This window comes from Colwellia piezophila ATCC BAA-637 (assembly GCF_000378625.1).
Taxonomy (GTDB): Bacteria; Pseudomonadota; Gammaproteobacteria; order Enterobacterales; family Alteromonadaceae; genus Colwellia; species Colwellia piezophila.
This window is the reverse complement of record NZ_KB905173.1, coordinates 15,330-41,650: the sequence shown is the minus strand read 5'-3', so window position 1 is coordinate 41,650 and position 26,321 is coordinate 15,330. Positions and strand designations below refer to the sequence as shown.

Sequence of the window (26,321 nt, the reverse complement as noted above, 5' to 3'; positions counted from 1 at the left end):
AAACAAGCGCCTTAAACTTAGTTGAGTGAAGTAGAACATGACACTATCTAGCGCTATTGCCACTAAGCAAACATTCGAATTAGTTTGTCAATCAATCGAAACTGAGACACGTGATGTAAAAACCTTTATTTTCTCTGTACCTAAATCACAGGCACCATTAACTTTTCGTTTTAACGCCGGTCAACACCTCAATTTCACTGTAAATATGGCTGGTATAATCCAACCGTGCTGCTATACCTTATCCTCCTCCCCGACAACAACCGATTACATCAGTATCACAGTTAAACGGTTGCCACAGGGGAGAGTCTCAAATTATTTCCATGACCACTTTCAAGTAGGTCAGTCGATTTCAGCCCTAAAAGTAGCGGGCAACTTTCACCTACCAGATGTTATACCTGAAAAGATTTTACTGATAAGTGCCGGTAGTGGGATCACCCCAATGCTTTCTATGTTGCGTTTTATGGTCGCGAAGCAGTGTGAAAATGAAGTACTCTTTATTCATAGTGCGAAAAGTGAGTCTGATTTAATTGCTAAAGCTGAATTAGAAAACCTTGCCAGGCAGCATGGTAATTGCCAAATAATTTACACCCTCACCCAGAAAGCAAACCTAAGATGGTACGGCTTTCAAGGTCGCTTAAATGAACACATGTTAGATAACATTGAGCAATTAAGTCACTATAACGCCTTTGTTTGTGGGCCAAAATCATTTCGAAAGACCGTCCAAAAACTATTACAAAATCTCGGTTTACCCGCGAGTAATTACCATTTTGAAAGTTTTGGTGAGCATGAATACTCAAAAGAAAGTATGAGTAGCATTAAGCAAGGCAATCAAACGCTTAGACCGCTTAACACCTCAATTAATACCGCAATAAGTACGCCAACGAATACGCCGAAAAAAGAGCCGTCTATAACGATGCCAAATAATAAAACTAACGTGTCGATTCACTTTAGCCGTTGGAATAAATCGTACCCGGGCAATCAATCTATGTCATTGCTTGAACAAGGGGAGTCTGCGGGGTTGATTTTGCCTTATTCATGTCGGGCCGGTTGTTGTGGCCGTTGCAAAGCAAAATTAATAAGTGGTCAAGTGCAGCAATACTCAACCAATGGTTTATCTACTCGCGAGCAGAAACAAGGTTATATTTTGCTTTGTAGTTGTAAGCCTCTCTCTGATGTTGAGATTAGCCATGAATAAAATCACGCTATCTAAGTTAAATTGATTTAAAAATCATAACCAAGGCTTAGCGCAAGTCTATAGTCATTCGACTTTGGCACTATCGCGCCTTCGGGCGCAACCGGATGCGCGACACGATCTAAATAGAAGCTCAAATCTAGTTCGAAATGATCACTAAACTCAAATTCAAAACCTGTTTTTAAATGCGCATTTCGCTTACCTGAATTTTCTTCAACAAATTGCAACTGATAATCGAACAGAAAATCTATTCGGCTTGAAAAGTTATATTCTAATGATGTGCCCATCGCAACTACACCACTTTTTTGGTCACTCTCGTTGGTGGTATTTACATAAGCTGTTTGTTGATAACTAGGCCCTAAGGTCACATCCCATTGTAAGCGTTTATTTTGAATTAAATGATAACCCAAGCTAAGCCCTATGGTATCTCGAGATTTAATATTTTGTTGAAGATCAGTGAAGTGCTCATAGTCAAACGCCCGTAGAAAGAGCTTACGGCTATAAAACCAGTCAAGATATGAAGTTAAGCGACTCGTATCGGTAATAACTTGCTCATTTTCGTCAACTGTTGATTTACTGTAGTTATAAATAAAATCGACTCGAAAACGAGTAAAAGGTGTTCTTCGTTCAATCCTAACGCTTGCTAAATAATCTAATTGATTAACATTACCGGTATTAACATCAATCCCTAAATTGACCTTACCATCCCATAACCCCTCTCTGTCATCGGAGGAAGACGTTATCGATAATAGTTCAGACAATGGAAAATGTTGCTCACTTCCGCCACTGATTAAAATCAAGTGGCCCTCTTTTACTATAAGAAAACCTTGCTTAACATCGCCATTAGCAAAACGTATTTGTTGGTCGTATCGACTGCGCAGCTCCGTTACATCTTGCCAATCTAAAATAATGTTATTTAATTTTTTGCTGTCAAACTCAAGTTCATCATCATACATGGAGATAATATCGCCCTTTAACCATTCTCCTGAGCGTAACTTAAGCCAATCAAACTGTGGTGAAAAAACGGGCGTTGGCGGAACCCAGATATTGGTAGGCACCAGCTCTTGTTGGCTGTGACTTAAAAAGCTAATAAAGGTAAGAGCCAACATTAAAAATTTATTCAAAATAGTACTTGCCACATAGCTTTCATTTGCTTAATGCTTATGTTAAAAATAAGCATTAATCTTAGCTAGTTAGAAATCATAACCAAAACTAACCACTAAACGGTAATCATTTTTATCCGGTATATCACCATTACTATTTTGTTTAGGATTATCAGTGCGATCTGCATAAAAAGTTAAATCTAAATCAAAGTCATTCGTCAGCTCAATTTCTAAGCCGGTTTGAAAGTGGTGAATATTACCACCAGAAGCTTCATTAACCATTTGCACACTATATGAAGCATCGTAATCAATATCACTGGTGATTTCAAAAGTGAAATCAGTACCAAGTGTTAAACCATAAGAACTTTCGGTATCACTATCATCGTTTTGTACATCGAGGAATTTACTTTTTTGATAACTGGGACCCGCATTAACATCCCAAGTTGTTCGGCTATTATCGATAAGGTGATAACCCAGAGCGATACCGTAATGAACACGATAATCAAGGTTTAAGAACTCGTCCGCGATATATTCAATATCAGCGGCCCGGAAGTAAACTTTTGGATTAAAAAACCAATCATAAGAGCCTGTTAAGCGTTCACTATCGGCAGTAACCGTGCTTACTTCTGTTTCTTGGTCTTCATAGCGACTGTAATCAGCCGTATAATCCGTTTTGAACCGACTACTTGAGCTCCTGCGTTGCATACCCGCAGAAAAAGTATAATCCACTTGTACGGTATTACCATCACGTAAATTGATGCCCAAATTCACATAACCATCCCATAAATCCCTTTCATTTTTACCTGAAGAGGCAATGGATAATAAATTACTCAATTGGTAATGCGTAGTAACACCGCCTTTAACAAGCGATAATTGGCCATCTTTTACCACTAAATAACCTTCAGCAATAGTGCCATCAAACATACGAATACTTTGCCAGTCTTTACTGCGTAATTCTGCGACATCCTCCCAGTCGATTGTTTGCATATCGAGTTCTTCACTATCGAACTCTAACTGCTCATCATACATAGAGACAATATCGCCTTTCAGCCATTCGTCAGAGGTGAGTTTTACCCAATCAAACTCCTGCTTAAAAATAGGTGTCGGCTTTTGCCACTTACTGGCTTCTTGATTCGCAGAGCTACCCATCGACAACAAGAATGAAAAGGCGACCATAAAAATTTTAGCGACTAAAGTGGTTATCCGTTGGCTCATAAAAACCCATCCCTAATAAGGTGCTTTTTAATAAAAAGTTGAAAATAATAAATAATGCTATAGCGATAGCATTAATATCTATAATCGAGTGCGTGGTATTTTTAATGCATTTTAAACATAAACCTAGAAAAAATATAAATTATTTAGGGCAAGGTGATCAATATACACTATAGTAACTTCCTTAGAATAGCCACGAGAGCACCGCAACGGTGCACAGCAAGCACCACGGTAGTGCACACATTGAGCTGTAATTAATAAAAACCCTTATTAATCAATGAACTTAACCTTGGCATGATTTTAGCTAATTAATGAGCAATAATAGATGAATAATCATAATAACGAACTTTTATAACTTCATCCTTTTTAAAACTTACTCGATTATTTATAACAATTTATAAAATTAACCTCACTGGAGAGACAAAATGTCACAAGCAGTATTCGACTTAATTAAAGAACACGATGTCAAATTTGTTGACCTTCGTTTTACTGATTCAAAAGGTAAAGAACAACACATTTCAATTCCTCATCACCAAGTGACTGAAGACTTCTTTGAAGACGGTAAAATGTTCGATGGCTCTTCAATTGAAGGTTGGAAAGGCATTGATGAATCTGACATGGTTATGATGCCTGATGCATCAACCGCTGTCCTAGACCCGTTTACTGAAGCTGTTACTTTAAATATTCGTTGTGATATTTTAGAGCCTGCTACTATGCAAGGTTACAGCCGTGACCCACGTTCTGTTGCCCATCGCGCTGAAGAATATTTACGTAGCACTGGTATTGCCGATACGGTATTAATTGGTCCTGAGCCAGAATTCTTCGTTTTTGATGATGTTCGTTTCCACACTGATATGAGTGGTTCTTTCTACAAAATTGATGATAAAGAAGCTGCTTGGAATTCAGGTACCAAATACGAAGAAGGTAACATGGGTCACCGTCCTGGCGTTAAAGGTGGGTACTTCCCAACAGCACCAGTAGATTCTTCACAAGATTTACGTTCAGCTATGTGTTTAGTTATGGAAGATATGGGCTTAGTTGTTGAAGCGCATCATCATGAAGTCGCTACTTGTGGTCAAAACGAAATCGCTTGTCGTTTTAATACTATGGTATTGAAAGCTGATGAAGTACAAATTTATAAGTATGTTGTTCATAACGTTGCCCACGCATACGGTAAAACAGCGACTTTCATGCCTAAGCCATTAGTGGGTGATAATGGTACTGGTATGCATGTTCACCAATCTTTAGCTAAAGATGGTGTTAACTTATTCTCAGGTGATAAGTACGGCGGCTTGTCTGAAATGGCCATTTTCTATATTGGCGGTATCATCAAGCATGCTAAAGCATTAAATGCTTTCACTAACGCTTCAACTAACTCATACAAACGTTTAGTTCCTGGTTTTGAAGCACCGGTTATGCTTGCTTATTCAGCACGTAACCGCTCGGCGTCAATCCGTATTCCTATGGTACCTTCACCTAAAGCAATGCGCATTGAAGTTCGTTTCCCTGATCCAACGATGAACCCTTATTTAGGCTTCACTGCAATGTTAATGGCTGGCCTTGACGGTATCAAAAACAAAATCCATCCTGGCGACGCTATGGATAAAGATTTATACGACTTACCTCCTGAAGAAGCAGCAGAAATTCCACAAGTATGTTCTTCATTTGGAGAAGCGCTTGATGCATTAGAAGCTGATAACGACTTCTTAACCATAGGTGGTGTTATGGATATCGATATGATTAATGCTTATATTGGCCTTAAGCGTAAAGAGATCGAGCTATTAAATGCAACGACTCACCCGGTTGAGTTTGATATGTACTACAGCGTTTAATCTGATTTAGGTTTCACGTTAACTTAACGCCGAACTTAAATATTCAGTGTCTAAAAAGCTCACCTTGGTGAGCTTTTTTTATGAAAAAAACAGCACATAATAGTAAAACTCACCGTAAATAACAAAAAGATCACCTATTGACAGATAAAACAGTGAAAAACATTTTTTTGTCTAAATTATGGATATATACTTAAAATAGCGTACATTATTGGTTGAGACGGAATTTGAGCCACCAAGCATAGGAAACCTATAGCGATTATGATCAAGTTATTACTATTCACACTATTGATAATTACCATAGCAGCTCCTGTGCACCCAAGCACAGCTAAAATTTATGTCTGGCGTAATGAGAATGGTGTACTGGTGTTTTCTGATTCCCCCAAAGCCGGCGCAGTAGAAGTAAAGACTAAGCCAGGAAATGTGATCCAATCAAGTACCTCAGTCGATACGGCAGTCCTCGACATTACTCCTCAAGTAACGGTTGAAGAATACGAAATTGCTATTGATACCCCCAAAAACAATGCCACTATTCGTGATAATACCGGCTCTATCTATATCGCCGGAGGTATAAAACCACGGTTTAAGCGAGGACTGGAAGTACAGTTATTTCTCGATGGAAAACCGCATCAAAAGCCACAAACACATTCGATGTTTTCTTTGCGAAATATTGATAGGGGCGAGCATAAAATTAAAATGTTACTACTTGATGAAAAAGGCAAGGTTATTGCATCATCAACATCAGTAACGTTTTATATGCATAGAGCTTCAAACAACTAAATTAATACCATTAACCTAACCTCAATATAACAGAGGGCTACAGAAGACTTAATGCGTTATAACTAATTTAAATAACCCTGCAATTAAAACCTTACTTTAGTAAACTAAAATTACACGCACCAATAAAGTGCAAGAAATGAATTTTTCCTAAGGTTTTATATGCGTAGCCGTAGTTACATACAAGAGCAAAAATTGTCTTACCAGCAAGCACTCGCGAGTCAGTTGGTAACTGCTGTTATAATTCTTAATCAAGAACTCACCATTGTTTATGTTAATCCAGCAGCTGAAGCGATATTAAATAAAAGCCTCTATCGTTTATACGAAGTAAGTATTGAAACGATTTTTGCTAACACCAGTATTTGTAACACACGCTTAAAGCAACTCTTGACCACTGGCCAAGAGTTTACCGATAGCGATATTGTGGTCGAACTAAGTGAGAGCCACCGCTTCACTGCAGAAGTGACCGCTTCTTCAATCGAGTTTGAAAAAGCTCCCCATGTTTTACTTGAGTTCAAACAAATAGACCAACAAAAGCAAATAAGTTTAGAGGTCTTTCAGCATCAGCAGTGGCTTGCCGCACGTGATTTAATCAAAGGGTTAGCTCACGAAATTAAAAATCCACTTGGCGGCTTACGCGGTGCAGCGCAACTGCTCAGTATGGAAATAAATACCGAACAGCAAGAATATACCAACATGATTATCGAGCAAGCAGACCGGCTAACGAACTTAGTTGACCGTTTACTTGGTCCAAACCAATTACCCCAAATGCAAGTACAAAATGTCCATGGCATCCTCGAAAAAGTATGCCAATTGGTTAGTTATTCAAACGGGCAAAAAATTAATTTATTACGTGATTACGATCCCTCATTGCCTGCCGTTGAATGTGATCAAGAAAAACTACAGCAAGCCGTGTTGAATATTGTTAACAATGCCATTCAGGCCATTGATGAAGTTCATGATATTACTCTAAAAACACGTATTGCCAGCAATAAGACAATTCATGGTAAGCGGATAAAATTAGCAGTACAAATAAGTATTATTGATAATGGCCCAGGCATTCCGAACAAAATTCAAGATACTCTTTTTTATCCAATGGTCTCGGGACGCTCAAATGGTACTGGTTTAGGTTTATCTATTTCTCAAACCTTAATCAATCAGCACCAAGGAAAACTATCATGTCATAGCCGCCCTGGGCACACTGAATTCACCATCTTACTGCCATTGAACCAACAAACTTTAAATCAATCATCTATATCTCAAGAGGGCACATTATGAACACCGAACAAGTCTGGATCGTTGACGATGATAGCTCAATCAGGTGGGTATTAGAAAAAGCCTTCGCCAAAGCAAATATCAGTTGCGCGGCCTTTGAAAGTGCTGAAAATTTATTAATTGCTTTAGATCATGACCAACCACAAGTCATTATTTCCGATATTCGCATGCCAAATATTGATGGTATGGAGTTGCTTAAAATAATAAATAAACAGCATGGTAATATCCCGGTAATTATTATGACTGCCCACTCTGATTTAGATAGTGCGGTGAATGCATATCAAGGCGGAGCCTTTGAATATCTCCCTAAACCCTTTGATATTGATGAGGCTATCAACTTAACTAAACGTGCAATGACCCATGCAAAAGAACAAAATGAAAAAAATAAGCAACAAACAAACCCACCATTAGCTTCGGGATTAATTGGTGAAGCACCCGCCATGCAAGAAGTATTTCGAGCGATAGGTCGTCTTTCCCGCTCAAGTATTAGTGTTTTAATTAATGGTGAGTCGGGTACAGGTAAAGAGCTAGTTGCACACGCACTTCATTCCCATAGCCCTAGAGTTAACGCCCCTTTTATACCTTTAAATATGGCCGCTATTCCAAAAGATCTCATCGAGTCTGAATTATTTGGCCATGAGAAGGGTGCATTTACTGGCGCTCATGCTGTCCGACAAGGTCGATTTGAACAAGCCCATGGCGGCACTCTCTTTTTAGATGAAATTGGCGATATGCCATTAGATATTCAAACCCGCCTGCTACGTGTACTTTCAGATGGCCAATTCTACCGTGTGGGTGGTCATTCCCCGGTACAAGTTGATGTACGTATCATTGCAGCGACTCATCAACACCTTGAAGAGCGAGTAAAAAAAGGAGAGTTTAGAGAAGATTTATTCCATCGCCTCAATGTCATTAGAATACACTTACCTAGTCTTAGAGAACGAAAAGAAGATATCCCACAACTTAGCCAGCACTTTCTAACACAGGCAGCAAACGAACTTAGTGTAGAAGTTAAAACCTTAAGTAAAAAAGCGAGTATCTTTCTTAATAATTGTCAATGGCCCGGTAACGTGAGGCAATTAGAAAACATTTGTCGATTTTTAACGGTAATGGCAAGTGGCCAAGAAATATTGATTGAAGATTTACCCAATGAATTAACCGAAACATCCGCACCTGCAAGCCAAAACATTACGCTTTGGCAAGATGTGCTCAGCTCGTGGATCGATCAAGAGTTAGCGCAAGGCAAAGAAGCAATACTCGATTACGCACAAGTAGAGTTTGAAAAGATAATGCTAGAACGTGCGCTTGCTTTTACCCAAGGTCATAAGCAAGATGCAGCAAGAAAATTGGGCTGGGGTAGGAATACTTTAACAAGAAAATTAAAAGAGTTTGGCTAGCTAGTACTTAAGAAGGTATTAGCTATTACAAGCTTCATCATCACATTTCTTGCAGCTATTACATAATTTAATGTTAATAAAGTGAGCCGCAATAATGAGGCTAGCGCCTCCTATAATAAAATACGGCTCAAGTGCTTGCGAAAAGTCGTGTTTTATCCAATAAAGAGCCACACCTAAGTAAAGCAAATAGAAAGGATATAAACGTTTATGATAACGCTTAAAACCAGAAAAAAGTGCGATACTGCCTAATGCTGCTGTCATAAGCAGAAATACGTGTTCCCAAGCATGATCTGCTAAAAAGCTTAAACCAACTAAAGGTAACATCGGCAATAGAATAGGTAATAAAATGCAGTGTAATGCACATAAAGAAGTTGCTGTAATACCTAATCTATCTAACATGAATATTCCGAAAGTCTAAATGAATGAAGCTTAATGATCAGTTTGATCTTTAAAATGAGATAATATCACAATTGAGATAATATAACATTATTAAATAAAAATTATGATCGCAACCACCGCTTCAATACCGTTTAATTCGCTAGATAAAAAAACCATAGGTGCTGTTACAAATCACTATTTACAGAAAAATAATGGCTTAATTTACTCTTTAAATGTTCAAAGAATTCGTCATTCACTTTATCCGTTATCAAGTGTGCTAGCTCAGCGCCTATGGGGGTAAACTTATAAAATTGTATACTGACATTCGACTTTTTAGCCTTTAATTTTAACGCTAAGCCATTATAAGTAAATTGTAGTTCCTCTCCCTTCCCCATTAAGCTTGACTCACTTTCTTGGATATAAATAAGGTGGTTTTCAGCTAACGCTAATAGATCCGCATAATTCAACCCGTAGTGACTTAAGTTACAATATTGCTGTCGTTGCTTAGAAAAAAAATTAAATAAGCCTGGTTGTTGGTAGGCACCGCTAATTAAACGAATATTTTTTTTATTGGTATCTTTTATGGCAAGTGAGCAAGCTTTTGCTAATAATTTCGCATCATAGATACTCAGGTCCCGAAAAACTTGTAAAGCTTTAAATGAAAAGGACCCTGGCTTAGTCAGTTCACCCGCTAAAATTTTTGCCCATAAATCTTGCATCGTTGGGTTACTTACTTCTTCAGATAAAGCAATATAGCGACTAAACCAATCAAGATCTATTCTTTGCCCTATTTCAAAACCAGCGCAATAGCCTAAGGTTTTCTGCATAATATGTTCAATATTTTGCTGCTTACGCAATTGTGATAACCGGACCCGTTTAGCGGTTCTATCTTCAATAAGTAACTGTTTATCGGCCGCTACTAAAGCGCCATCGATGGCAAACTTCTTGGCTAGCTTTAGAAACTGTTGAGAGGCACCAGCCTCAGGTGAACTTTGTCGAAAAGTACTACCTGTTGAAATGACCGTGTCAGCCCCCTCTTGCTTAGGTGGAACCTCAGATACTGACACCTCTGATTTTTCTTTACTCACGTGCTAACTCCTTCTTGCATATATTCTAAAAGATCACAAAATATTTTACTTGATGCGTGTTATTAAGCTATATAAATCATAGCGCGGCACGGACAGGTCACCTGACCTTAACAATATTTAATCAAATTTATTATAATTCATCAAAATAAACCGAAATAAATTAAATATCGCTAAACAAGCTTTTATTGTTAAGTTCAATAGTGTAAAAAAATGGTATTAGGTTATAGTTAGACTAATAAACTACATTTCAATGTTAACTCCGTTTATTTGCAATAAATATACTTAGTTATGAGGGCAGTATGCAAGCATCTGAAAATTCAAACGATGATTTTTTATTTATCGATGATAGTGATGAAGACGAGATTCTAGCGTTTGGTAGTGATGAGACTTGGCAAGTTTTAATTGTTGACGATGATCCCGAAATTCATTCTGTTACTCAATTAGCATTATCCGATTTAATTGTATTAGGCCGCCGGCTCGAGTATTTACATGCCTATTCGGGTAAGGACGCTTGTCAACTTATTGATGAGCATAGTGATATTGTATTGGTGCTGCTCGATGTAGTGATGGAAACAGATGATGCCGGATTAAATGTTGTTAAATATATAAGAGAAACATTGCAACGCAAAGATATACGTATTGTTTTACGTACCGGTCAACCAGGCTATGCCCCCGAAGAAAGTGTCATTAAAGAATATGATATTAATGACTATAAAACCAAAACTGAATTAACTCGCCGTAAGTTAGTAACCACTGTGTTTGCGGCTATCCGCTCTTTTCAACAGATAGCAACGGTTAATGAAACCCGCTTAGGTCTAGAAAGAATTGTCACAGGCACTACAGAGTTATCATCTAAGCATTCCTTATCAACGTATAGTCAAGGTGTTCTGACACAATTACAGTCTTTAATAAGTGATGATATATCTGGAGTATTTTGTGCTCGAGGCCAAGGTATCATAGATAATATTGATGATTTAAGCTTTTATGTTTTAGCGCAAATAGGTTTTGATGAGAGCTTAATTAATCAAAAGCTTGATAATTTAAAAAATGAGCAAATAAGCACACAAGTAAAAGCCTGTTTTCTACAACAGAAACACCAATACCTTGATGATTGTTTAAACTTATATGTTGCCAAAGGCGACCATCGTGCCGTCATTCATGTCAAGATTTCTTGCCCATTAACTGAAATTCAAACTCAGTTACTGAACGTATTTTTAACTGGCGTTGCTGTAGGTTATGAAAATGTTCACTTATTTCAAAAACTCACTAATGCTGCCTATAAAGATCGGCTAACGAATTTACCTAACCGATTAGAATTCGTCCGTTTACTTGACCGTTTTGCGCAGAGTGGTCAGCAAGGTCAAGTTGCGGCTTTAATTGATATCAATCACTTTAGTGATATCAACGATGCATTAGGACAAGATATTGGTAACAAATTGCTCTCTGCTGTAGGTCAGCGTATGCAATATATGAATCCAGAATGCCAATTCGCACGTGTTGGAGCAGATGTCTTTGGTATAATTGGTCCTGCTGACCAGGTGACCCCCGAAAATTTAATGGATTTATTCCACCAACCTTTTACTGCGGGTGAGCAACACCTACCCATTAATGCCTGCTTTGGCTTATGTACTAAAGAACATGCACAAAGCAGCGGTGTACAAGTGTTAAATCAAATTAATATTGCTTTGAATATAGCCAAGAAAAATCGTTTAGAACACTTTGCCTATTATCATTCAGATATAGAAGATCAGATGCAGTGGCGACTAAATATGATCCGTCAGCTACGTAATGATTTTTCAAATAACTGCCTAGAGCTTTGGTATCAACCGCAACTATCATTAAGTACCGGTAAAGTGATAGGCGCTGAAGCTCTGCTGCGTTGGCGTACAGCCAATGGAAAATTTGTCTCCCCTGCAGTCTTTATTCCTTTAGCCGAATATTCAGGGTTGATTATTGAAATTGGTGATTGGGTAATTAGCCAAGCCTGTCAGCAACTTAAAGTACTAGAGAAAAACTTCTCCGACATCAGTATCTCTGTCAATGTCTCTATTCCACAGTTTAGGCAAGATAACTTTGTCGATAATATTATTAATACAATAACTCAGTATAAAATTAAGCCAAATAAACTTGAATTAGAAATTACTGAGAATATTTTAATGGATGAGCCACAAATCATCATTGATGCCTTAACTAAGTTAAAAGCGCAAGGCATCAGCATAGCGTTAGATGATTTTGGTACCGGGTATTCATCTTTAAGTTACCTACAAAAACTTCCACTTGACCGACTAAAAGTTGATCGCGCTTTTGTCACCGATATTAATAAAGAAGGTCAGTCTGTGATTGCTGAAACCATCATAAACTTAGGTAAGAAAATGAACCTGAAAGTCATAGCAGAAGGTATTGAAGAAATTGAGCAACAAGAACGGCTAATTGAACTAGGTTGTGATGAAGTTCAAGGCTTCTATTACGCTAAGCCAATGCCATCAGACGAGTTCATCAACTTTCTTCAGCAACAAAGTTAATGCGTATAAGTAAGCGTTAACTTTCCAACGTCATTACCATGAAACTAGTCGATAAAATGCCCAACCATATTTTAGTTGGGTTTTTTTTGTCTTTAATACTTACTTTTTGAAGGAAGTAATACATCCAATTTAAACAGCTGTTTTAATTTCATTGCATTTAACTTTTATTCAAGGCACACTCAGTCAGCTATTATTAGTGTTCTAAGTTTTTTATAAAGTAAAAAATCGCTAAAAAATCTAGATCAATCATCAAAAATCAACACCACTTTTAGGTGAAGGAGACCAAGCATGATATATCAAGGCAACAGCCTTTCAGCCCAATTACTCGAAGACGGCATTGTCGAACTTAAGTTCGATGCTCAAGGATCAGTAAACAAATTTGATAAAGCAACTTTTGAAGAATATATTGCAGTAGTTGCCGCCATTAACAACTGCGGTGATGCTAAAGGCGTTATGGTTACCTCAGGTAAATCAACATTTATTGTTGGCGCGGATATCACTGAGTTTTTAACATCATTTAGTCAGCCAGAAGACGAATTAGCCTCTTGGGCAAAGAAGGCATCTGATGTTTTCGATTCCTTTGAAGATATTCAATTACCTACCATTGCCGCCATTAATGGTGTTGCATTAGGTGGTGGTTGTGAAATGTCGCTTGCCTGTGATTACCGTGTTGCAGATACTACCGTAAGCATTGGCTTACCCGAAGTTAAGCTCGGCCTTATGCCTGGTTTTGGTGGCACTGTAAGACTACCTCGACTTATCGGTTTTGATAATGCAGCAACGTGGATGTCTACTGGTAAAGCATTTAAACCGGCGGCGGCACTTGCACAAGGCGTTCTTGACGCAGTTGTTGAGCCAGAAAATTTACGCAGTGCTGCTATAAGCATGCTTAAATTAGCCATTAATGGCAAGCTAGATTGGCGTGCTAAACGTCAGCCTAAACTTGAAGCATTAAACTTATCTAAAACAGAATTAATCATGTCATCGACAACCTGCAAAGGTATGATTGCCGCGAAAGCTGGTAAACATTACCCTGCACCAATGGTGATGATAAATACATTGATAACTAGTGCTAACTTAGATCGCACTGGTGCAATGGCTGCTGAGAATGCCGGTTTTGCCAAATTAGCAAAAACTGATGCAGCAACAGCACAAATTGGTTTGTTTATGGCAGACCAAGTTATTAAAGGTAAAGCTAAAAAAGCGGGTAAACTGGCAACTAAAATTGTCAAAAAGGCCGCCGTATTAGGTGCAGGTATTATGGGTGGTGGTATTGCCTATCAATCAGCCTATAAAGGCACGCCTATCATTATGAAAGATATTAATGACCAAGCACTCGATTTAGGTTTAACTACAGCAACGGGCATATTAACTAAGCAAGTTGAACGTGGTCGTATGGATGCTAAGAAAATGGCCGGTGTATTGAATAACATCACGCCAAGCTTAAGTTACGACAGCGTTAAAGATGTAGATATTGTTGTTGAAGCCGTTGTTGAAAACCCTAAAATAAAAGGCATGGTGCTAGCTGAAGTTGAAAGCGTAATCAGTGACGATGCGATTCTTACTTCTAATACCTCAACTATCTCCATTGATTTGTTAGCACAAAGCATAAAACGTCCGCAAAACTTTTGTGGCATGCATTTCTTCAATCCGGTGAATAAAATGCCCTTAGTTGAAGTAATTCGCGGTAAAGATACCTCGGATGAAACCATAGCTGCGGTCGTAGCATATGCCGCTAAAATGGGTAAATCGCCGATTGTTGTTAATGATTGCCCAGGTTTTTATGTAAACCGTGTCTTGTTCCCATACTTTGCTGGCTTTAGTCAATTAGTACTTGAAGGTGCTGACTTTAGCGCTATCGATAAAGTAATGGAAAAACAATTTGGTTGGCCAATGGGTCCAGCATATTTGCTTGATGTTGTTGGTGTTGATACCGCTGATCACTGTACAGGTGTTATGTCAGCTGGTTTCCCTACGCGCATGAAGAAAATTGCCAATGACCCAGTTAGTACGCTTTATGCTAATGAGCGTTTTGGTCAGAAGAATGGCAAAGGCTTTTATGACCACATGAAAGATAAACGTGGTCGTCCAATGAAAGTAGCTGCTCCTATTGCATACGAATTACTTGGCCAACATTGTGCTGATAAAAAAGACTTCAGCAGCGAAGAAATTATTGCTCGCATGATGATTCCTATGGTTAATGAAGTGGTACGTTGTTTAGAAGAAGGTGTTGTTGATACAGCAGCAGAAGCTGATATGGGCTTAATCTATGGTGTTGGTTTTCCACCATTTAGAGGTGGTGCAATTCGCTATTTAGAAACACTTGGTTTAAATAACTTCATCGAAATGGCGGATAAATATGCTGATTTAGGTGAAATTTATCAAGTAACTGATGGCCTACGTGAAATGGCAAAATCAGGTAAATCTTACTTCACTACCGATGTTAAATCAGCTTAAGCCGAGGAGAATAAAATGAACGAAGTTGTAATTGTAGACTGCATACGAACTCCAATGGGTCGCTCTAAGGCCGGCGTTTTTCGCAATGTACGTGCTGAAGCATTATCAGCACACCTAATGAAACAAATTTTAGTACGTAACCCAGCATTAAACCCAGAAGACATTGAAGATGTTATTTGGGGCTGTGTAAAACAAACTAAAGAACAAGGTTTTAATATTGCACGTAATGCATCATTACTTGCTGGTTTACCAAAATCTATTGCTGGCGTTACGGTTAACCGCTTATGTGGTTCTTCTATGGAAGCGTTGCATCAAGCGACTACCAGTATCATGGCGGGTCAAGGTGATGTATTCCTAATTGGCGGTGTTGAACACATGGGTCACGTACCTATGATGTATGATGTTGATTTTGATCCTGCACTCAATAAACATATTGCCTTAGCCTCTGGAAATATGGGCTTAACTGCTGAATTATTGGGTAAGCAACACGGTATTACCCGTGAAATGCAAGATGCTTTTGGTGCACGTTCGCATCAAAAAGCCCATGAAGCACACTTGGCTGGTCGTTGGGACAATGAAATTGTTGCCACAGAAGGTCATGACGCAACAGGTGCACTAACGTTAGTTGAGCATGATGAAGTCATTCGTCCTGATACAACGGCTGAAAGTTTATCAGCATTGCGTCCAGTGTTTGATCCAGTGAATGGTACCGTTACTGCGGGAACGTCTTCTGCTCTTTCTGACGGCGCTTCAGCAATGTTAATTATGTCTGCTAAGAAAGCAAAAGAACTCGGTTTAACCGCACGCGTTAAAGTTCGTGGTATGGCCGTTGCTGGTTGCGATCCTGCGACTATGGGTTATGGCCCTGTTCCTGCGACGAATAAAGCGTTAAAACGTGCCGGTCTATCAATTGCAGATATTGAGTTATTTGAATTTAACGAAGCTTTTGCTGCCCAAGCACTTTCTTGTGTAAGAGCATTAAAAGTTGAAGATAAAATGGATCAAATTAACTTAAATGGCGGCGCTATTGCCCTTGGTCATCCTTTAGGTTGTTCGGGTACACGTATCTCAGGCACCTTGATTAACTTAATGGAAGGCCAAGATGTCAATCTTGGTTTAGCCACTATGTGTATCGGTTTAGGTCAAGGTATAGCAACGGTATTCGAACGAGTCTAATTTGAAAAGCTCAAATAACTGACATAAAAAAACCCAGCTATTGCTGGGTTTTTTATTGAGAATAATTAAGCGCTACTTAAGACTTACTTTAGAAAAAATTCCTGCAGCGGCGGAACAACTTGTTTTTTCCGGCTTAACACACCCTCTAACCAAGCTTTGCCATCTTTTGGTGCTACACCAAAGGCTTGTTCAGCTAAGGTATCACTATCACTGGCAATTAGTAGCTCAGAGCCTTCTTTCATAATATCAGTCAACAGTAAAAAGACACTATGACGGCCACCTTCCGCTTTAAGCTTTGCTATATCAGCGTACAGCTCATCTTTGATTTCATCAAAAACTGACAAATCAATGACTTCAAGTTGACCAATGCCAACCTTATGACCATTCATATTAAAGTCTTTAAAATCACGTTTGACTAAGGTTCGAATAGGGGTTCCTGCAACAGCAGATTTTACTCGGAACATATCCATGCCAAGTTCTTTGAAGTCTTCGATGCCAGCAATCTCAGCTAATGCTTCGACACATTTTATATCTGCCGTGGTACAGGTTGGCGATTTAAAAATAACAGTGTCACTCAAAATGGCGCACATCATGGCGCCAGCAATATTTTTTGGGATCTCAATATTGTGAAAATCATACATCATCTTGATGATGGTATTGGTACAACCTACCGGACGTACCCAGATTTCAAGTGGTGAAGTCGTGGTCAAATCACCAAGTTTGTGGTGATCTATGATGCCTAAGATTGTAGCTTTGTCGATATCATCAGGAGCAAGTTCAAGATCACTGTGATCAACAATATATACTGCTTCGCCAGCATAACTCGTTTTTAGTTCTGGCTGTTCGAAGCCAAACTTATCTAAGATGAACAGTGTTTCTGGGGTAAGCTCACCTAAACGTGCAGGAACAGTTTCCTCACCTAAGGTGGTTTTTAAATATGATAATGCGATTGCTGAGCAGATAGAGTCTGAATCAGGTATTTTGTGACCTACAACGTAATTTGGCATGAAAGTGCTCTCCTTGGATTTGTACTTATTCTACCAAAGTTAGCTTACATTGTGTATGTCCTGATTTACTCTTAACCTTGCGGAATAGCTAAACAGCCTAGAATAATGCAAGTCACTTAATCGTTTAGGCTCGAGCTAGTATGAGCAACGACTGGTCTATCGTGCTCACTTTATCTGAAGAATAGAATAACGGGGGGCTAGTTAGGACCCCCTAATAGAGCGCAATCAATCCTGATATAACGATCACTCTCAACAGCCGCTAAAATCCACATCAACAAGTGAAGGTTGCACAATAGTTGGTATGGGCGTGTCATTTTGATTCATATAATAAACATAACATCGATCTTGATTGACATTATTTCCAGGAGGAAAAATAACAAAGCCTCGACCAGTACCTAGCGAAGCATAGCCTCGACTATTAAACCAATTTTGTCCTCGTTGACGAACACACCATTGCAATTCCATATCAGTGCAATTGTTTGAACTAATTTGTTCAATGTTTTGAAAGTCTACTAAATGTCTAAAAGTATTGTTCCATCGACCGTCAGGTAATTTCCCGCGAACTCTAATGTTTTGACTACTACTGAGTGTAAATCTATTTTGATTTTGATTTAAACCTTCCGGATCAACGATAACTTTCATAGCCACCATGGCTTCTGCTGATTCAAGGGCTCCTTTCATAGCCATCATATTAGCTAACTTAGCGTCGTCTTGAAGATTTATAAATTTAGGGGCTGCAACCACAGCCAAAATTCCTAATATAACAATTACCACGACCAGCTCAATCAAAGTAAACCCAGTATTTTTCATTTAGTAAATCGCACACCTAATATGTTAATTAAATGTAATTTTATCAGAAAGCTTTTCAGCACACCATTGGTGTTTCAGCATTTTAAGTATCACTTCGCGACTTTAAGTTATATGGTTTCGGCTGTTAATTAATAAAAAGCCGATAACGAATTTGGATAGCTATTCTAAAGACCATGTAGAGTCCTTGGATGATTTTTTTTATTTACTTAATATCTGCTCTACTGCTGATAGACCCTTTGATATCCCACTTTCTATTTTTTCAATGTACTCAACGTTGGCTCTGATTCACTTACTTCAATGGGCTATAGGATTTTTTATGAGTCTGATTGCTTGCTTGAATTAAGGTCAAATAAACATAGTAATTATATTTATTGTGAGCCAACCAGGCCTAATGAGGCTTTTAACGAAATGGGGGATTCAAGTGCTGGAAAAATAAAGTTGATTTGATACGCGTAGCATGGAGTAACAAGTTTTAGTACCAAACTTGTTTAACCAGGCTCAACCGGCAGGCTTATTTGGGTACTAATTCATTCTCCTGGAACAGTTGCCAGGAGAAGTTCCTGGTACTTATTAGTTAAAATACTTAACGCTTACAGTAATAACTTTGTACTTTGAATTTAATGTCTCGAACGTGCTAAGCGGAAATTACAACATCGTTAATCCTAACGGCCGCTTCAAGCTTATTGCCGGCAGTCGTAGTCCATCTAAGAACGCTAACTATCAGCCTAAAGCTGTCGTTTTTTGTTGTTAAAAATCACCCAATCTGATGTTCACTAAAATACGAAAGCTGAAATTTTAGGAATTCAACCTTAGAACTGGTTAGTTACTAAGCGGAAGCTAGCGATATCAATAAGAATATTTTGTTAAATATTCTTGCTGTACTTCTTGCAAGACATCTACTAAGATTTCTTTTTTTCGGACAACATCACTGCTTCCTACTTGTTCCCCCCCACGACTTAAGAATTGGCACATTACTGTCACATTGGTGACGCCGTTACGACATATACAACCAGGCGATTATATCTCATCATATTGTATTGACTAATGATGAGGGAAATTGAAAATGAAAATGCTACTAGATAAACATAGACTGATAACTGAACGCCAACAACGAGCTTGGAGTCAAACTCAATTAGCTGAGATATCTGGGCTAAGTTTGAGAACAATTCAACGTATTGAAAAAAATGGCAAAGCATCGTTAGAATCTGTCAAAGCGTTAGCTTCGGTCTACTCTTTACATATTACGGATCTTCGTATCATAAACTCTGATGAGGTAAGCCTGCCAGATAACACCCAGCCGATTATGGTGAATTTTTGTTTTCTCAGCCTCCCAGCCAAAATTCTGACAACAACAGTGTTTATATTAAGTACGCTGGTATTTTTGTTTATGTTATGGACGAATATTCCTCCAGCTTGGATAAATGAATTGAGAAGTGCAATATTTAGTAATCAATTATCTGCTTCTATTCTCAATATGATTAGTACTAGCATAGTAATACTACTTACCCTTACTATGGCAACACTTATAGGTGTTTTATTCGATGCTATTAGAGATGAGGGGGTTTACCACTATATAAAATACTACATACAATCAGGTAAATTATCGATACCGCGATCATACGATAAGACGCAACAAGTGATTATAGCATATGGCAAGTTCTTGGCTAAACCGTTAATCATATCTAGCATAATCGTACTAATATCAGTTGTTGGTATATACCTGAACATGGAAGACTACCAAAAAAACAACATGGCCAGATTTCTACAAAAATTTTAGTCAGTTCACAAACCTGAAATTAGTTACAGCACTCCAGTATTCTATTGCTAATATTTCTATAAAGAAGCAAACGATAAAGTCACCTATAATAAGTAAAGTTGAGCATAACTTTTTCTCTTTGTTTATGTTTGAGGATGTACTCAACATTGAGTATTTTCAGTTAATATATTTGGTCAGATTTGTGACCGTAGTTATCTCTTTAACCAAACCAATAAACGTCTACTTTTAGCGAGAAGCGGAATATTTGTGATCACCCCTAGGCACTTCCGTTATCCCTAACGTCCGCTATCAAGCTCTAAGCTGCCGTGACCTTCCATCGTTTGATGTTACCTTTGAGCCTCGAGCTGACATTCGTTACTAACTTATTTTGCCCCAAAAACAATTCAGCACAATAAGTTCATGAACTATTTTAAGTTGTAGTTTGACATTAGTGCTACTATTTAATGAGTAAAGTTAACTATATGGCAATAAGTTGGCTTATATGATGAATAAAATAGAAAATCACCGACTGAGTTGGTATTGACTTGTTAACGGAAGCAAAAATTACCATTCTAGAGCGAGGGCAATATGACAGGCATTATAGAATCATTGAAATCTGAAATCCAAGATCTAAAGTTGCAGGTTTCTTCTCTTATAAAACATGAGGCTCAACTTGAACTGGTAATTAAAAGTACAGGCGTTGGAATATGGGACTGGCATGTGCAATCAGGGAGGACAATATTTAATGAGCGTTGGGCTAATATTATTGGATACACATTAAACGAATTATCTCCCATAAGTATCGAAACATGGATAAAGTACGCACACCCAGATGACCTCGAAAAGTCAGAGCGTTTATTAAAAGAGCACTGGGCAGGAAAAACTGATTATTATCTTTTTGAATCACGCATGAAGCATAAAAATGGCCACTGGATTTGGGTTTATGATACTGGACAGGTCATTGAATGGGAAAGCGATGGTGTACCCAAAAGAATGATTGGAACCCATTTAGATATTACTGAGAAAAAAGTGTCTCTAGCGAAACTTGATGACGCGAACAAAAAATTACTGAAATTGAGTTACCTTGACTCATTAACCGAAATACCAAATCGAAGAGCATATGAAGCAAAACTAGCCGAGGAGATTGTTGTTGCTAAGAGGGCTAACAAACCATTATCTATCCTTATGATAGATATCGATCATTTCAAAGAATTCAATGATAATTATGGACACGAAAAAGGTGATGAGGTCTTATTTAAAGTCGCCCAAGTCATTAAAAATCAGCTACCAAGAAAAACGGATTTTGTCGCTCGATATGGTGGTGAGGAAATGGTTGCTATTTTGCCGTACACACATTTAGAGGGTGCAGTCAAAGCAGCTCAGAAGATTATTCAGGCAGTAATCAATGAAAACATTGAACATTCTTATTCTAAAACCAACGAAATATTGACTGTGAGTATTGGAGTATCGTCAACCGATTCAAATTTCGAGCAGCTGTTCGAATATGCAGACTCGGCTATGTATGAAGCCAAAAATAATGGCCGAAACAGGTATATGTGTTGTGAAAAATAATAGCTTTGCCAAGTATGGTAAATTTCGAATCGTCTAACAAAGGATAATTTTTTTCAGATCTCTTGCCATTTTTCTTTAAAGTCTCTATGACCGTTTTGTGGTAATAGTTAGCCTTAGATAGTCATAATTGCTTAATTAAAAATATCGTAGACTTTGTTGGCAACAATTTTAGTCTAAAAATATAGCAGACCCCCCCTCTCAATGGAACTAAACAAAAAACTCAACCATGCGCATTTAATCAGCAATAAAACCAGTTAAGGTCACTATGGCAACGGCAAGAAAACAGCAAGTTAGTTTAATTGATACCTGTTACTATCACTGTATTTCTCGTTGTGTTCGTCGTGCTTTTCTCTGTGGCGAAGATAAAGTCACCGGGCAAAGTTATGAGCATAGACGCAGTTGGGTTAAGGATAAACTATTAGCGTTAAGCAAAACCTTTGCTATTGATGTATGTGCTTACGCCCTGCCTATGTGAGAGTGAGTAATCATATTGTTTTACATGTTGATAAAATATAACAGACACCCCTCTTAATGGAACTAAACAAAAACCTCAACTATGCTTGTTTAATCAGCAATAAAACCAGTTGAGGTCACTATGGCAACGGCAAGAAAACAGCAAGTCAGTTTAATTGATACCTGTTATTATCACTGTATTTCCCGCTGTGTTCGTCGTGCTTTTTTATGTGGCGAAGATAAAGTCACAGGGCAAAGCTTTGAGCACAGGCGCGGTTGGGTTGAAGATAAACTATTAGCGTTAAGCCAAACCTTTGCTATTGATGTATGTGCTTACGCGGTAATGAGCAATCATACTCATATTGTGTTACATGTTGATGTTGAGCAAGCCAAAGCATGGTCAATGCATGAAGTTGTTAGCCGTTGGCATCAATTATTTAAAGGCACATTAATCACGCAACAATACTTACGCGGCGAAAAACTGATTAAACCTCTGCAACAAATAGTTGAAGAAACCGCAGAGGTGTATCGAGCAAGGTTAATTGATATCAGCTGGTTTATGCGCATTCTAAATGAAAGCATTGCCGTACAAGCCAACAAAGAAGATAAATGCACCGGCAGATTCTGGGAAGGTCGTTTTAAATCCCAAGCCTTATTAGATGAAGCCGCTGTTATCGCCTGTATGGCGTATGTTGATTTAAACCCAATAAGAGCCAACATAGCTACAACCCCTGAAACATCTAACCACACCAGTATTCAACAACGTATTCATTCAGCCAAAAAAGAAAAACAACCGAAAGTGCTTTTCCCTTTTATTGGTAATCCAAGACAAAACGCGCCTAAAGGCTTAGCGTTTGAGCTAAAAGAGTATATTGAATTAGTTGATTTAACAGGTCGTTGCATTAGAGAAGACAAATGCGGCTACATTGACAATAATCTACCCCACATACTATTGCGATTAAACATCAGTACTGAAAACTGGTTAGTATTAACCACGCAATTTAGAACATTATTTCATGGCGCGGTGGGTAATCCCGAAGCGTTAACTGAGTTTTGTCAGCATCAACACCTTAAAAAACGTGCGGCAGTCTCTGTTTGCCAAAAACTATTCGCTTAGCGTTACTTCATCACAAAAAATCATAATGAATTAAGCTGATTTTTGAGTATTAAGCATGACTGAAATTTACCCAGTAGCTAATTTATCCTCTACAGCCAACAATTTATTTTTTTTAACGTGAAAACCCTCAATAACAGGTAATTTTAATGATGAAAACTAAATGGCTTGTGATGATCTATGGTGATTATTTTTAAATGAAAATAACAAGGGTATTCCAATACAAGAACACCCTTACATTATGTCCCTAAACGATAGCCAGATTATATTTCTAGATAGTGAATTGTTGAAATAACTTTGGCTAATTCATCATACATTGCAACATCATGATATGAGCTATGCTTTTTCCCCGTTCTTGCCTCTAAAAAATCACCCATTGAATAGTTATCGATATCCAACGCTTTAACTTCTCTGATTAAGCTATCATCTAACTTTAGAATAGCTAAAACGATAACAGTGTTAGCTTGTTGGTTATATAAACCATAGTGTTTAATCTTATTGATTTCGGCCTGATCTACATTGTATTGCTTAAGCCGCAATATTTCATTTTTGTTAATTTCTGTTAAACCTAAGCTTGCCATTTTATCAACAAATTTTTGGTTAATATCGAGCATGCTAAACGCGAGCATTTCACCTGAATCTATGTCGGTGAATCCTAGTTGATGAACCTCATTAACTTTAATCGTATCAATATTATGTTCATCGAAAGCTATTATCTCTCCTAATGAAATTGAATCGAATCCTAACGCTTGGATTTCGTGAATGTATTTCGGGTCAACTTCCTGGGCTTTAAAAGCGATTACTTCACCAGCATTTATGTTTGAGAATCCTAGCTGTCTGATTTCAGCAACATATTTGGCATCAATATCATGAGCGGAAAATCCAATTAATTCTCCAGCATTCATATTTATTAAGCCAATTTTTTGAATTTCCTCAATATAAGAAGCGTTGATATCATACTCCTTAAATGCAATGAGTTCTGAGTAGCTTATATGGCCAAAACCAAGGTTAGCTATGGACTCAATAAATTCAGCTGTCACACCATGATGACTGATCATTTGATCACGGTCGTATTCGTTTGCATTTACACCCGCTATATTTCCGATAAATAACATACTTCCTATAACAGCGCTTGGTGTTAAAGAAGGTGTTATCGCTTTTATTTTTGTCCAAAAGTGAATGTTCATATTAAAACCTTATGTTTGTTTATTTCGAGGAAATATTGTTAAAACTGTTAATTATAACGACGTAATAAAACTGAAAAGGTTGTCTAAATAATGAGTTTATTTTGAGGAAAGTGAATTATGTGTGAAATACAAAATAGAAAAAGGCAGCTATAAAGCTGCCAAATAATAAAGCATCGTTAATTAATCTAGGGCTTCCTACAATAACATCACACGTGATGTTATTTGTTTTTCGGGATACGTTATTCGGGTATGAGTATTGCCTTCATTTTTAATTTTTATCACTCTGTTTTGTTCATCGCGGGAAAAATAAATTTTATCATTACTCAACTTACCATTTTCTACTAATTGGAAAGTATCACCTTCTACATGTTGATAGTATTGCAGCGCATACTTAAGCGACTGTGCCGGTAAGTACAATAACATCAAACCACGCCCCCAACTGCCAACATAATATTCACTATTCCAAGGGTTCAAGTTATAAAACCCGGTATATTGAGCAAGTTCAAGGGCTTCTTTCTCTTCTTCTTTTACTTCAGTCTCGATTGATTCAGCGAGATTTAAAATATAAATTAGGCCTTTCACATACGACGGTGTATATACCTTGTTTGCATTGACAAGAATGGTATAGGCCACCTTGTTGGTCACGTCCATTTTATAAAAGCTTACGTAGCCTGGGCATGTACCACCATGCATTGCCCACTTAATACCTTTATCATCGGTAGTCACTTCGTAGCCAAAGCCGCGGTCATACTCGTTATCACTTTGACTAGTCGCTTGAGTGTGATGCATACTTTTAAGGGTAGATGGTTGCAATATCTCGGCTTGGGATGCATCAGCTAATCGAAACTGCCACTTGGCAAATTTAGCCATATCCAGAGCGGTAGTGGATATGCCCATGGCTGACTGCATAGCTTTGGTCTGATAAAAATTAGCAACCTTACGCTTTCCGTTTCTATTGATCGCGGTGTAAGCTCTCGCATGTTTATTTCCATAGAGAGATGATTGCATTTCTACCACTGAATTAGACATATTGAGCGGTTGAAAAATGCTGGCTTCAATGTAGTTTTTATAGGTTACACCCGTTACTTCTTCGATAATTAAGCCTAACAAAGCGTAGCCAATATTACTGTAGGATATATCCGTACCAACGGGACTCTCTGTTGCTTGAATTGATAAACTCTCAAACATTTCGTCTTCCGTTGGGAATGGATGTTCAGGTGCACTATAGTAGCCATGATTAGTATCGCGTGGCAGTCCAGAAGTATGATTAAGTAACGAACGAACAGTGACTGAGCCACCTTCTGTAAATTTCTGAATTACAGAATATTTAGGTAAAATATCTTTCACCTTATCATCTAAGCTGAGTTTACCTTGGTCGACTAGTTTCATAACAGCCGTTGCCGTGAATATTTTTGAAATAGAGCAGATACTGCTCATCGTATTGACATTACTTGGCACCGCACCTTCGCGATTAGCATTACCAAAGGCGCCACTCCACAAAATTTGCTGGTCCTTTACCACGACACCCGACATAAACGGGATGTCTTGATAGTCTTTTTGTGCCTCTAGCCACACATTAATGAGTGTGGATACATCCTCATATTTTCCTTTATTTTCTTGGCTGTTAGCGACAGCACTATGTAGACATAAAAATGTTAAAAGCATTATATTGTAAATTTTCATAGCAGTTTGTAGTTCTCTGGTTATGAGTAAAGGTGTATGAATAGCCACTTTATTCAAGTAGCGCTCCAGTTATATTCTTAAGAGGCGACTTACTCTGAGTGAAAAGTTTTTTCTTTTGATAGTTACTAATACGTAGTTTTTCGCCGAAGGTTGATAAATATTTATATATATATTTAAAATATTTTATTGATTATTTGATGGAGCTTGCGACGAAATAAAATTAAAAAAAGATGAGCAGTATTTCAACGGTTTTATAGCTTAGGCATAGAACGCCGCACTTGGTTGAGCGCCAAGCGAAAAAAAAGAAGCTATAAAGCTTCTTTTAATGAGGAA

The 26,321-nt window shown here is 38.0% G+C and carries 19 protein-coding genes and 1 pseudogene; 12 read left to right on the top strand and 8 right to left on the bottom strand.

Features of this window, described 5'->3' with window-relative positions:
- Positions 1 to 37 precede the first annotated feature (37 nt).
- Positions 38 to 1,195 (top strand): FAD-binding oxidoreductase, encoded by a 1,158-nt coding sequence (locus F580_RS0119880; protein WP_019029510.1) that lies wholly within the window; start codon positions 38 to 40, stop codon positions 1,193 to 1,195.
- A gap of 26 nt (positions 1,196 to 1,221) precedes the next feature.
- Here the strand turns inward: F580_RS0119880 and F580_RS0119875 are convergent, their stop codons facing one another.
- Positions 1,222 to 2,316 carry a DUF5777 family beta-barrel protein gene (locus F580_RS0119875; RefSeq protein WP_245560656.1) on the bottom strand — a complete coding sequence of 365 codons (1,095 nt, stop codon included), beginning with the start codon at positions 2,314 to 2,316 and terminating at the stop codon, positions 1,222 to 1,224.
- 69 nt (positions 2,317 to 2,385) lie between these two features.
- Positions 2,386 to 3,510, bottom strand: a complete 1,125-nt coding sequence (locus F580_RS0119870; protein WP_019029508.1) for a DUF481 domain-containing protein — start codon at positions 3,508 to 3,510, stop codon at positions 2,386 to 2,388.
- 422 nt (positions 3,511 to 3,932) lie between these two features.
- Between F580_RS0119870 and glnA the strand changes: the two genes are divergently transcribed.
- From glnA to glnG, 4 genes are all read left to right on the top strand, one after another.
- Positions 3,933 to 5,339, top strand: coding sequence for a glutamate--ammonia ligase (gene glnA / locus F580_RS0119865; RefSeq protein ID WP_019029507.1), 1,407 nt, complete (start codon positions 3,933 to 3,935; stop codon positions 5,337 to 5,339).
- Between the two features lie 258 nt (positions 5,340 to 5,597).
- A complete protein-coding gene (locus F580_RS0119860) occupies positions 5,598 to 6,116 on the top strand; it encodes a DUF4124 domain-containing protein (protein WP_019029506.1) in 519 nt (172 codons plus the stop codon).
- A gap of 159 nt (positions 6,117 to 6,275) precedes the next feature.
- The gene (gene glnL / locus F580_RS0119855) at positions 6,276 to 7,391 is read left to right on the top strand and encodes a nitrogen regulation protein NR(II) (protein WP_019029505.1); all 1,116 of its coding nucleotides are present in this window, start codon (positions 6,276 to 6,278) and stop codon (positions 7,389 to 7,391) included.
- A complete protein-coding gene (gene glnG, locus F580_RS0119850; protein ID WP_019029504.1) occupies positions 7,388 to 8,785 on the top strand; it encodes a nitrogen regulation protein NR(I) in 1,398 nt (465 codons plus the stop codon). Before glnL ends, glnG begins: the two co-directional genes overlap by 4 nt.
- Positions 8,786 to 8,803: 18 nt before the next feature.
- On the opposite strand, the gene F580_RS0119845 is transcribed toward glnG, so the two are convergent.
- Together F580_RS0119845 and F580_RS0119840 are read right to left on the bottom strand one after the other, a co-directional pair.
- Positions 8,804 to 9,184, bottom strand: a complete 381-nt coding sequence (locus F580_RS0119845; RefSeq protein ID WP_019029503.1) for a MerC domain-containing protein — start codon at positions 9,182 to 9,184, stop codon at positions 8,804 to 8,806.
- A 164-nt stretch (positions 9,185 to 9,348) separates the two neighbouring features.
- The gene (locus F580_RS0119840) at positions 9,349 to 10,251 is read right to left on the bottom strand and encodes a TIGR03899 family protein (protein WP_019029502.1); all 903 of its coding nucleotides are present in this window, start codon (positions 10,249 to 10,251) and stop codon (positions 9,349 to 9,351) included.
- A 299-nt stretch (positions 10,252 to 10,550) separates the two neighbouring features.
- Between F580_RS0119840 and F580_RS0119835 the strand changes: the two genes are divergently transcribed.
- The 3 genes from F580_RS0119835 to fadA all read left to right on the top strand — a co-directional run bounded on the left by F580_RS0119835 (position 10,551) and on the right by fadA (position 16,406).
- Entirely contained in the window at positions 10,551 to 12,773 is a 2,223-nt protein-coding gene (locus F580_RS0119835; RefSeq protein ID WP_019029501.1) for a bifunctional diguanylate cyclase/phosphodiesterase, read from the top strand.
- 288 nt (positions 12,774 to 13,061) lie between these two features.
- Positions 13,062 to 15,230, top strand: coding sequence for a fatty acid oxidation complex subunit alpha FadB (gene fadB / locus F580_RS0119830; protein WP_019029500.1), 2,169 nt, complete (start codon positions 13,062 to 13,064; stop codon positions 15,228 to 15,230).
- Positions 15,231 to 15,245: 15 nt separating this feature from the next.
- Positions 15,246 to 16,406 carry an acetyl-CoA C-acyltransferase FadA gene (fadA, locus tag F580_RS0119825; RefSeq protein WP_019029499.1) on the top strand — a complete coding sequence of 387 codons (1,161 nt, stop codon included), beginning with the start codon at positions 15,246 to 15,248 and terminating at the stop codon, positions 16,404 to 16,406.
- Between the two features lie 83 nt (positions 16,407 to 16,489).
- On the opposite strand, the gene F580_RS0119820 is transcribed toward fadA, so the two are convergent.
- Both F580_RS0119820 and F580_RS27170 read right to left on the bottom strand, forming a co-directional pair.
- Positions 16,490 to 17,413, bottom strand: coding sequence for a manganese-dependent inorganic pyrophosphatase (locus F580_RS0119820; RefSeq protein WP_019029498.1), 924 nt, complete (start codon positions 17,411 to 17,413; stop codon positions 16,490 to 16,492).
- 249 nt (positions 17,414 to 17,662) lie between these two features.
- Entirely contained in the window at positions 17,663 to 18,223 is a 561-nt protein-coding gene (locus F580_RS27170) for a type II secretion system protein (protein ID WP_019029497.1), read from the bottom strand.
- A gap of 1,063 nt (positions 18,224 to 19,286) precedes the next feature.
- Between F580_RS27170 and F580_RS25715 the strand changes: the two genes are divergently transcribed.
- The 4 genes and pseudogenes from F580_RS25715 to F580_RS0119795 all read left to right on the top strand — a co-directional run bounded on the left by F580_RS25715 (position 19,287) and on the right by F580_RS0119795 (position 23,121).
- The gene (locus tag F580_RS25715; RefSeq protein WP_019029496.1) at positions 19,287 to 20,000 is read left to right on the top strand and encodes a helix-turn-helix domain-containing protein; all 714 of its coding nucleotides are present in this window, start codon (positions 19,287 to 19,289) and stop codon (positions 19,998 to 20,000) included.
- Positions 20,001 to 20,567: 567 nt separating this feature from the next.
- Complete coding sequence (locus tag F580_RS0119805; protein WP_019029495.1) at positions 20,568 to 21,551, top strand: sensor domain-containing diguanylate cyclase; 984 nt, start codon at positions 20,568 to 20,570, stop codon at positions 21,549 to 21,551.
- A gap of 265 nt (positions 21,552 to 21,816) precedes the next feature.
- Positions 21,817 to 22,017: pseudogene (locus tag F580_RS0119800) on the top strand (Type I secretion system protein TolC); the annotation flags it as partial.
- 129 nt (positions 22,018 to 22,146) lie between these two features.
- Positions 22,147 to 23,121, top strand: a complete 975-nt coding sequence (locus tag F580_RS0119795; RefSeq protein ID WP_019029493.1) for a transposase — start codon at positions 22,147 to 22,149, stop codon at positions 23,119 to 23,121.
- Positions 23,122 to 23,381: 260 nt separating this feature from the next.
- Here F580_RS0119795 and F580_RS0119790 read toward each other — a convergent pair whose 3' ends face one another.
- Positions 23,382 to 24,305 (bottom strand): hypothetical protein, encoded by a 924-nt coding sequence (locus F580_RS0119790; RefSeq protein WP_019029492.1) that lies wholly within the window; start codon positions 24,303 to 24,305, stop codon positions 23,382 to 23,384.
- Between the two features lie 195 nt (positions 24,306 to 24,500).
- Positions 24,501 to 25,970, bottom strand: coding sequence for a serine hydrolase domain-containing protein (locus F580_RS0119785; RefSeq protein WP_211215639.1), 1,470 nt, complete (start codon positions 25,968 to 25,970; stop codon positions 24,501 to 24,503).
- Between the last annotated feature and the right edge of the window lie 351 nt (positions 25,971 to 26,321).

Excerpts from the sequence above, each read along its gene's own strand:
- F580_RS0119880 (WP_019029510.1), top strand. The coding sequence starts at position 38 with ATGACACTATCTAGCGCTATTGCCACTAAGCAAACATTCGAATTAGTT.
- F580_RS0119870 (WP_019029508.1), bottom strand. The coding sequence starts at position 3,510 with ATGAGCCAACGGATAACCACTTTAGTCGCTAAAATTTTTATGGTCGCC.
- glnA (WP_019029507.1), top strand. The coding sequence starts at position 3,933 with ATGTCACAAGCAGTATTCGACTTAATTAAAGAACACGATGTCAAATTT.
- F580_RS0119860 (WP_019029506.1), top strand. The coding sequence starts at position 5,598 with ATGATCAAGTTATTACTATTCACACTATTGATAATTACCATAGCAGCT.
- glnL (WP_019029505.1), top strand. The coding sequence starts at position 6,276 with ATGCGTAGCCGTAGTTACATACAAGAGCAAAAATTGTCTTACCAGCAA.
- glnG (WP_019029504.1), top strand. The coding sequence starts at position 7,388 with ATGAACACCGAACAAGTCTGGATCGTTGACGATGATAGCTCAATCAGG.
- F580_RS0119845 (WP_019029503.1), bottom strand. The coding sequence starts at position 9,184 with ATGTTAGATAGATTAGGTATTACAGCAACTTCTTTATGTGCATTACAC.
- F580_RS0119835 (WP_019029501.1), top strand. The coding sequence starts at position 10,551 with ATGCAAGCATCTGAAAATTCAAACGATGATTTTTTATTTATCGATGAT.
- fadB (WP_019029500.1), top strand. The coding sequence starts at position 13,062 with ATGATATATCAAGGCAACAGCCTTTCAGCCCAATTACTCGAAGACGGC.
- fadA (WP_019029499.1), top strand. The coding sequence starts at position 15,246 with ATGAACGAAGTTGTAATTGTAGACTGCATACGAACTCCAATGGGTCGC.
- F580_RS0119820 (WP_019029498.1), bottom strand. The coding sequence starts at position 17,413 with ATGCCAAATTACGTTGTAGGTCACAAAATACCTGATTCAGACTCTATC.
- F580_RS27170 (WP_019029497.1), bottom strand. The coding sequence starts at position 18,223 with ATGAAAAATACTGGGTTTACTTTGATTGAGCTGGTCGTGGTAATTGTT.
- F580_RS25715 (WP_019029496.1), top strand. The coding sequence starts at position 19,287 with ATGAAAATGCTACTAGATAAACATAGACTGATAACTGAACGCCAACAA.
- F580_RS0119805 (WP_019029495.1), top strand. The coding sequence starts at position 20,568 with ATGACAGGCATTATAGAATCATTGAAATCTGAAATCCAAGATCTAAAG.
- F580_RS0119795 (WP_019029493.1), top strand. The coding sequence starts at position 22,147 with ATGGCAACGGCAAGAAAACAGCAAGTCAGTTTAATTGATACCTGTTAT.
- F580_RS0119790 (WP_019029492.1), bottom strand. The coding sequence starts at position 24,305 with ATGAACATTCACTTTTGGACAAAAATAAAAGCGATAACACCTTCTTTA.
- F580_RS0119785 (WP_211215639.1), bottom strand. The coding sequence starts at position 25,970 with ATGCTTTTAACATTTTTATGTCTACATAGTGCTGTCGCTAACAGCCAA.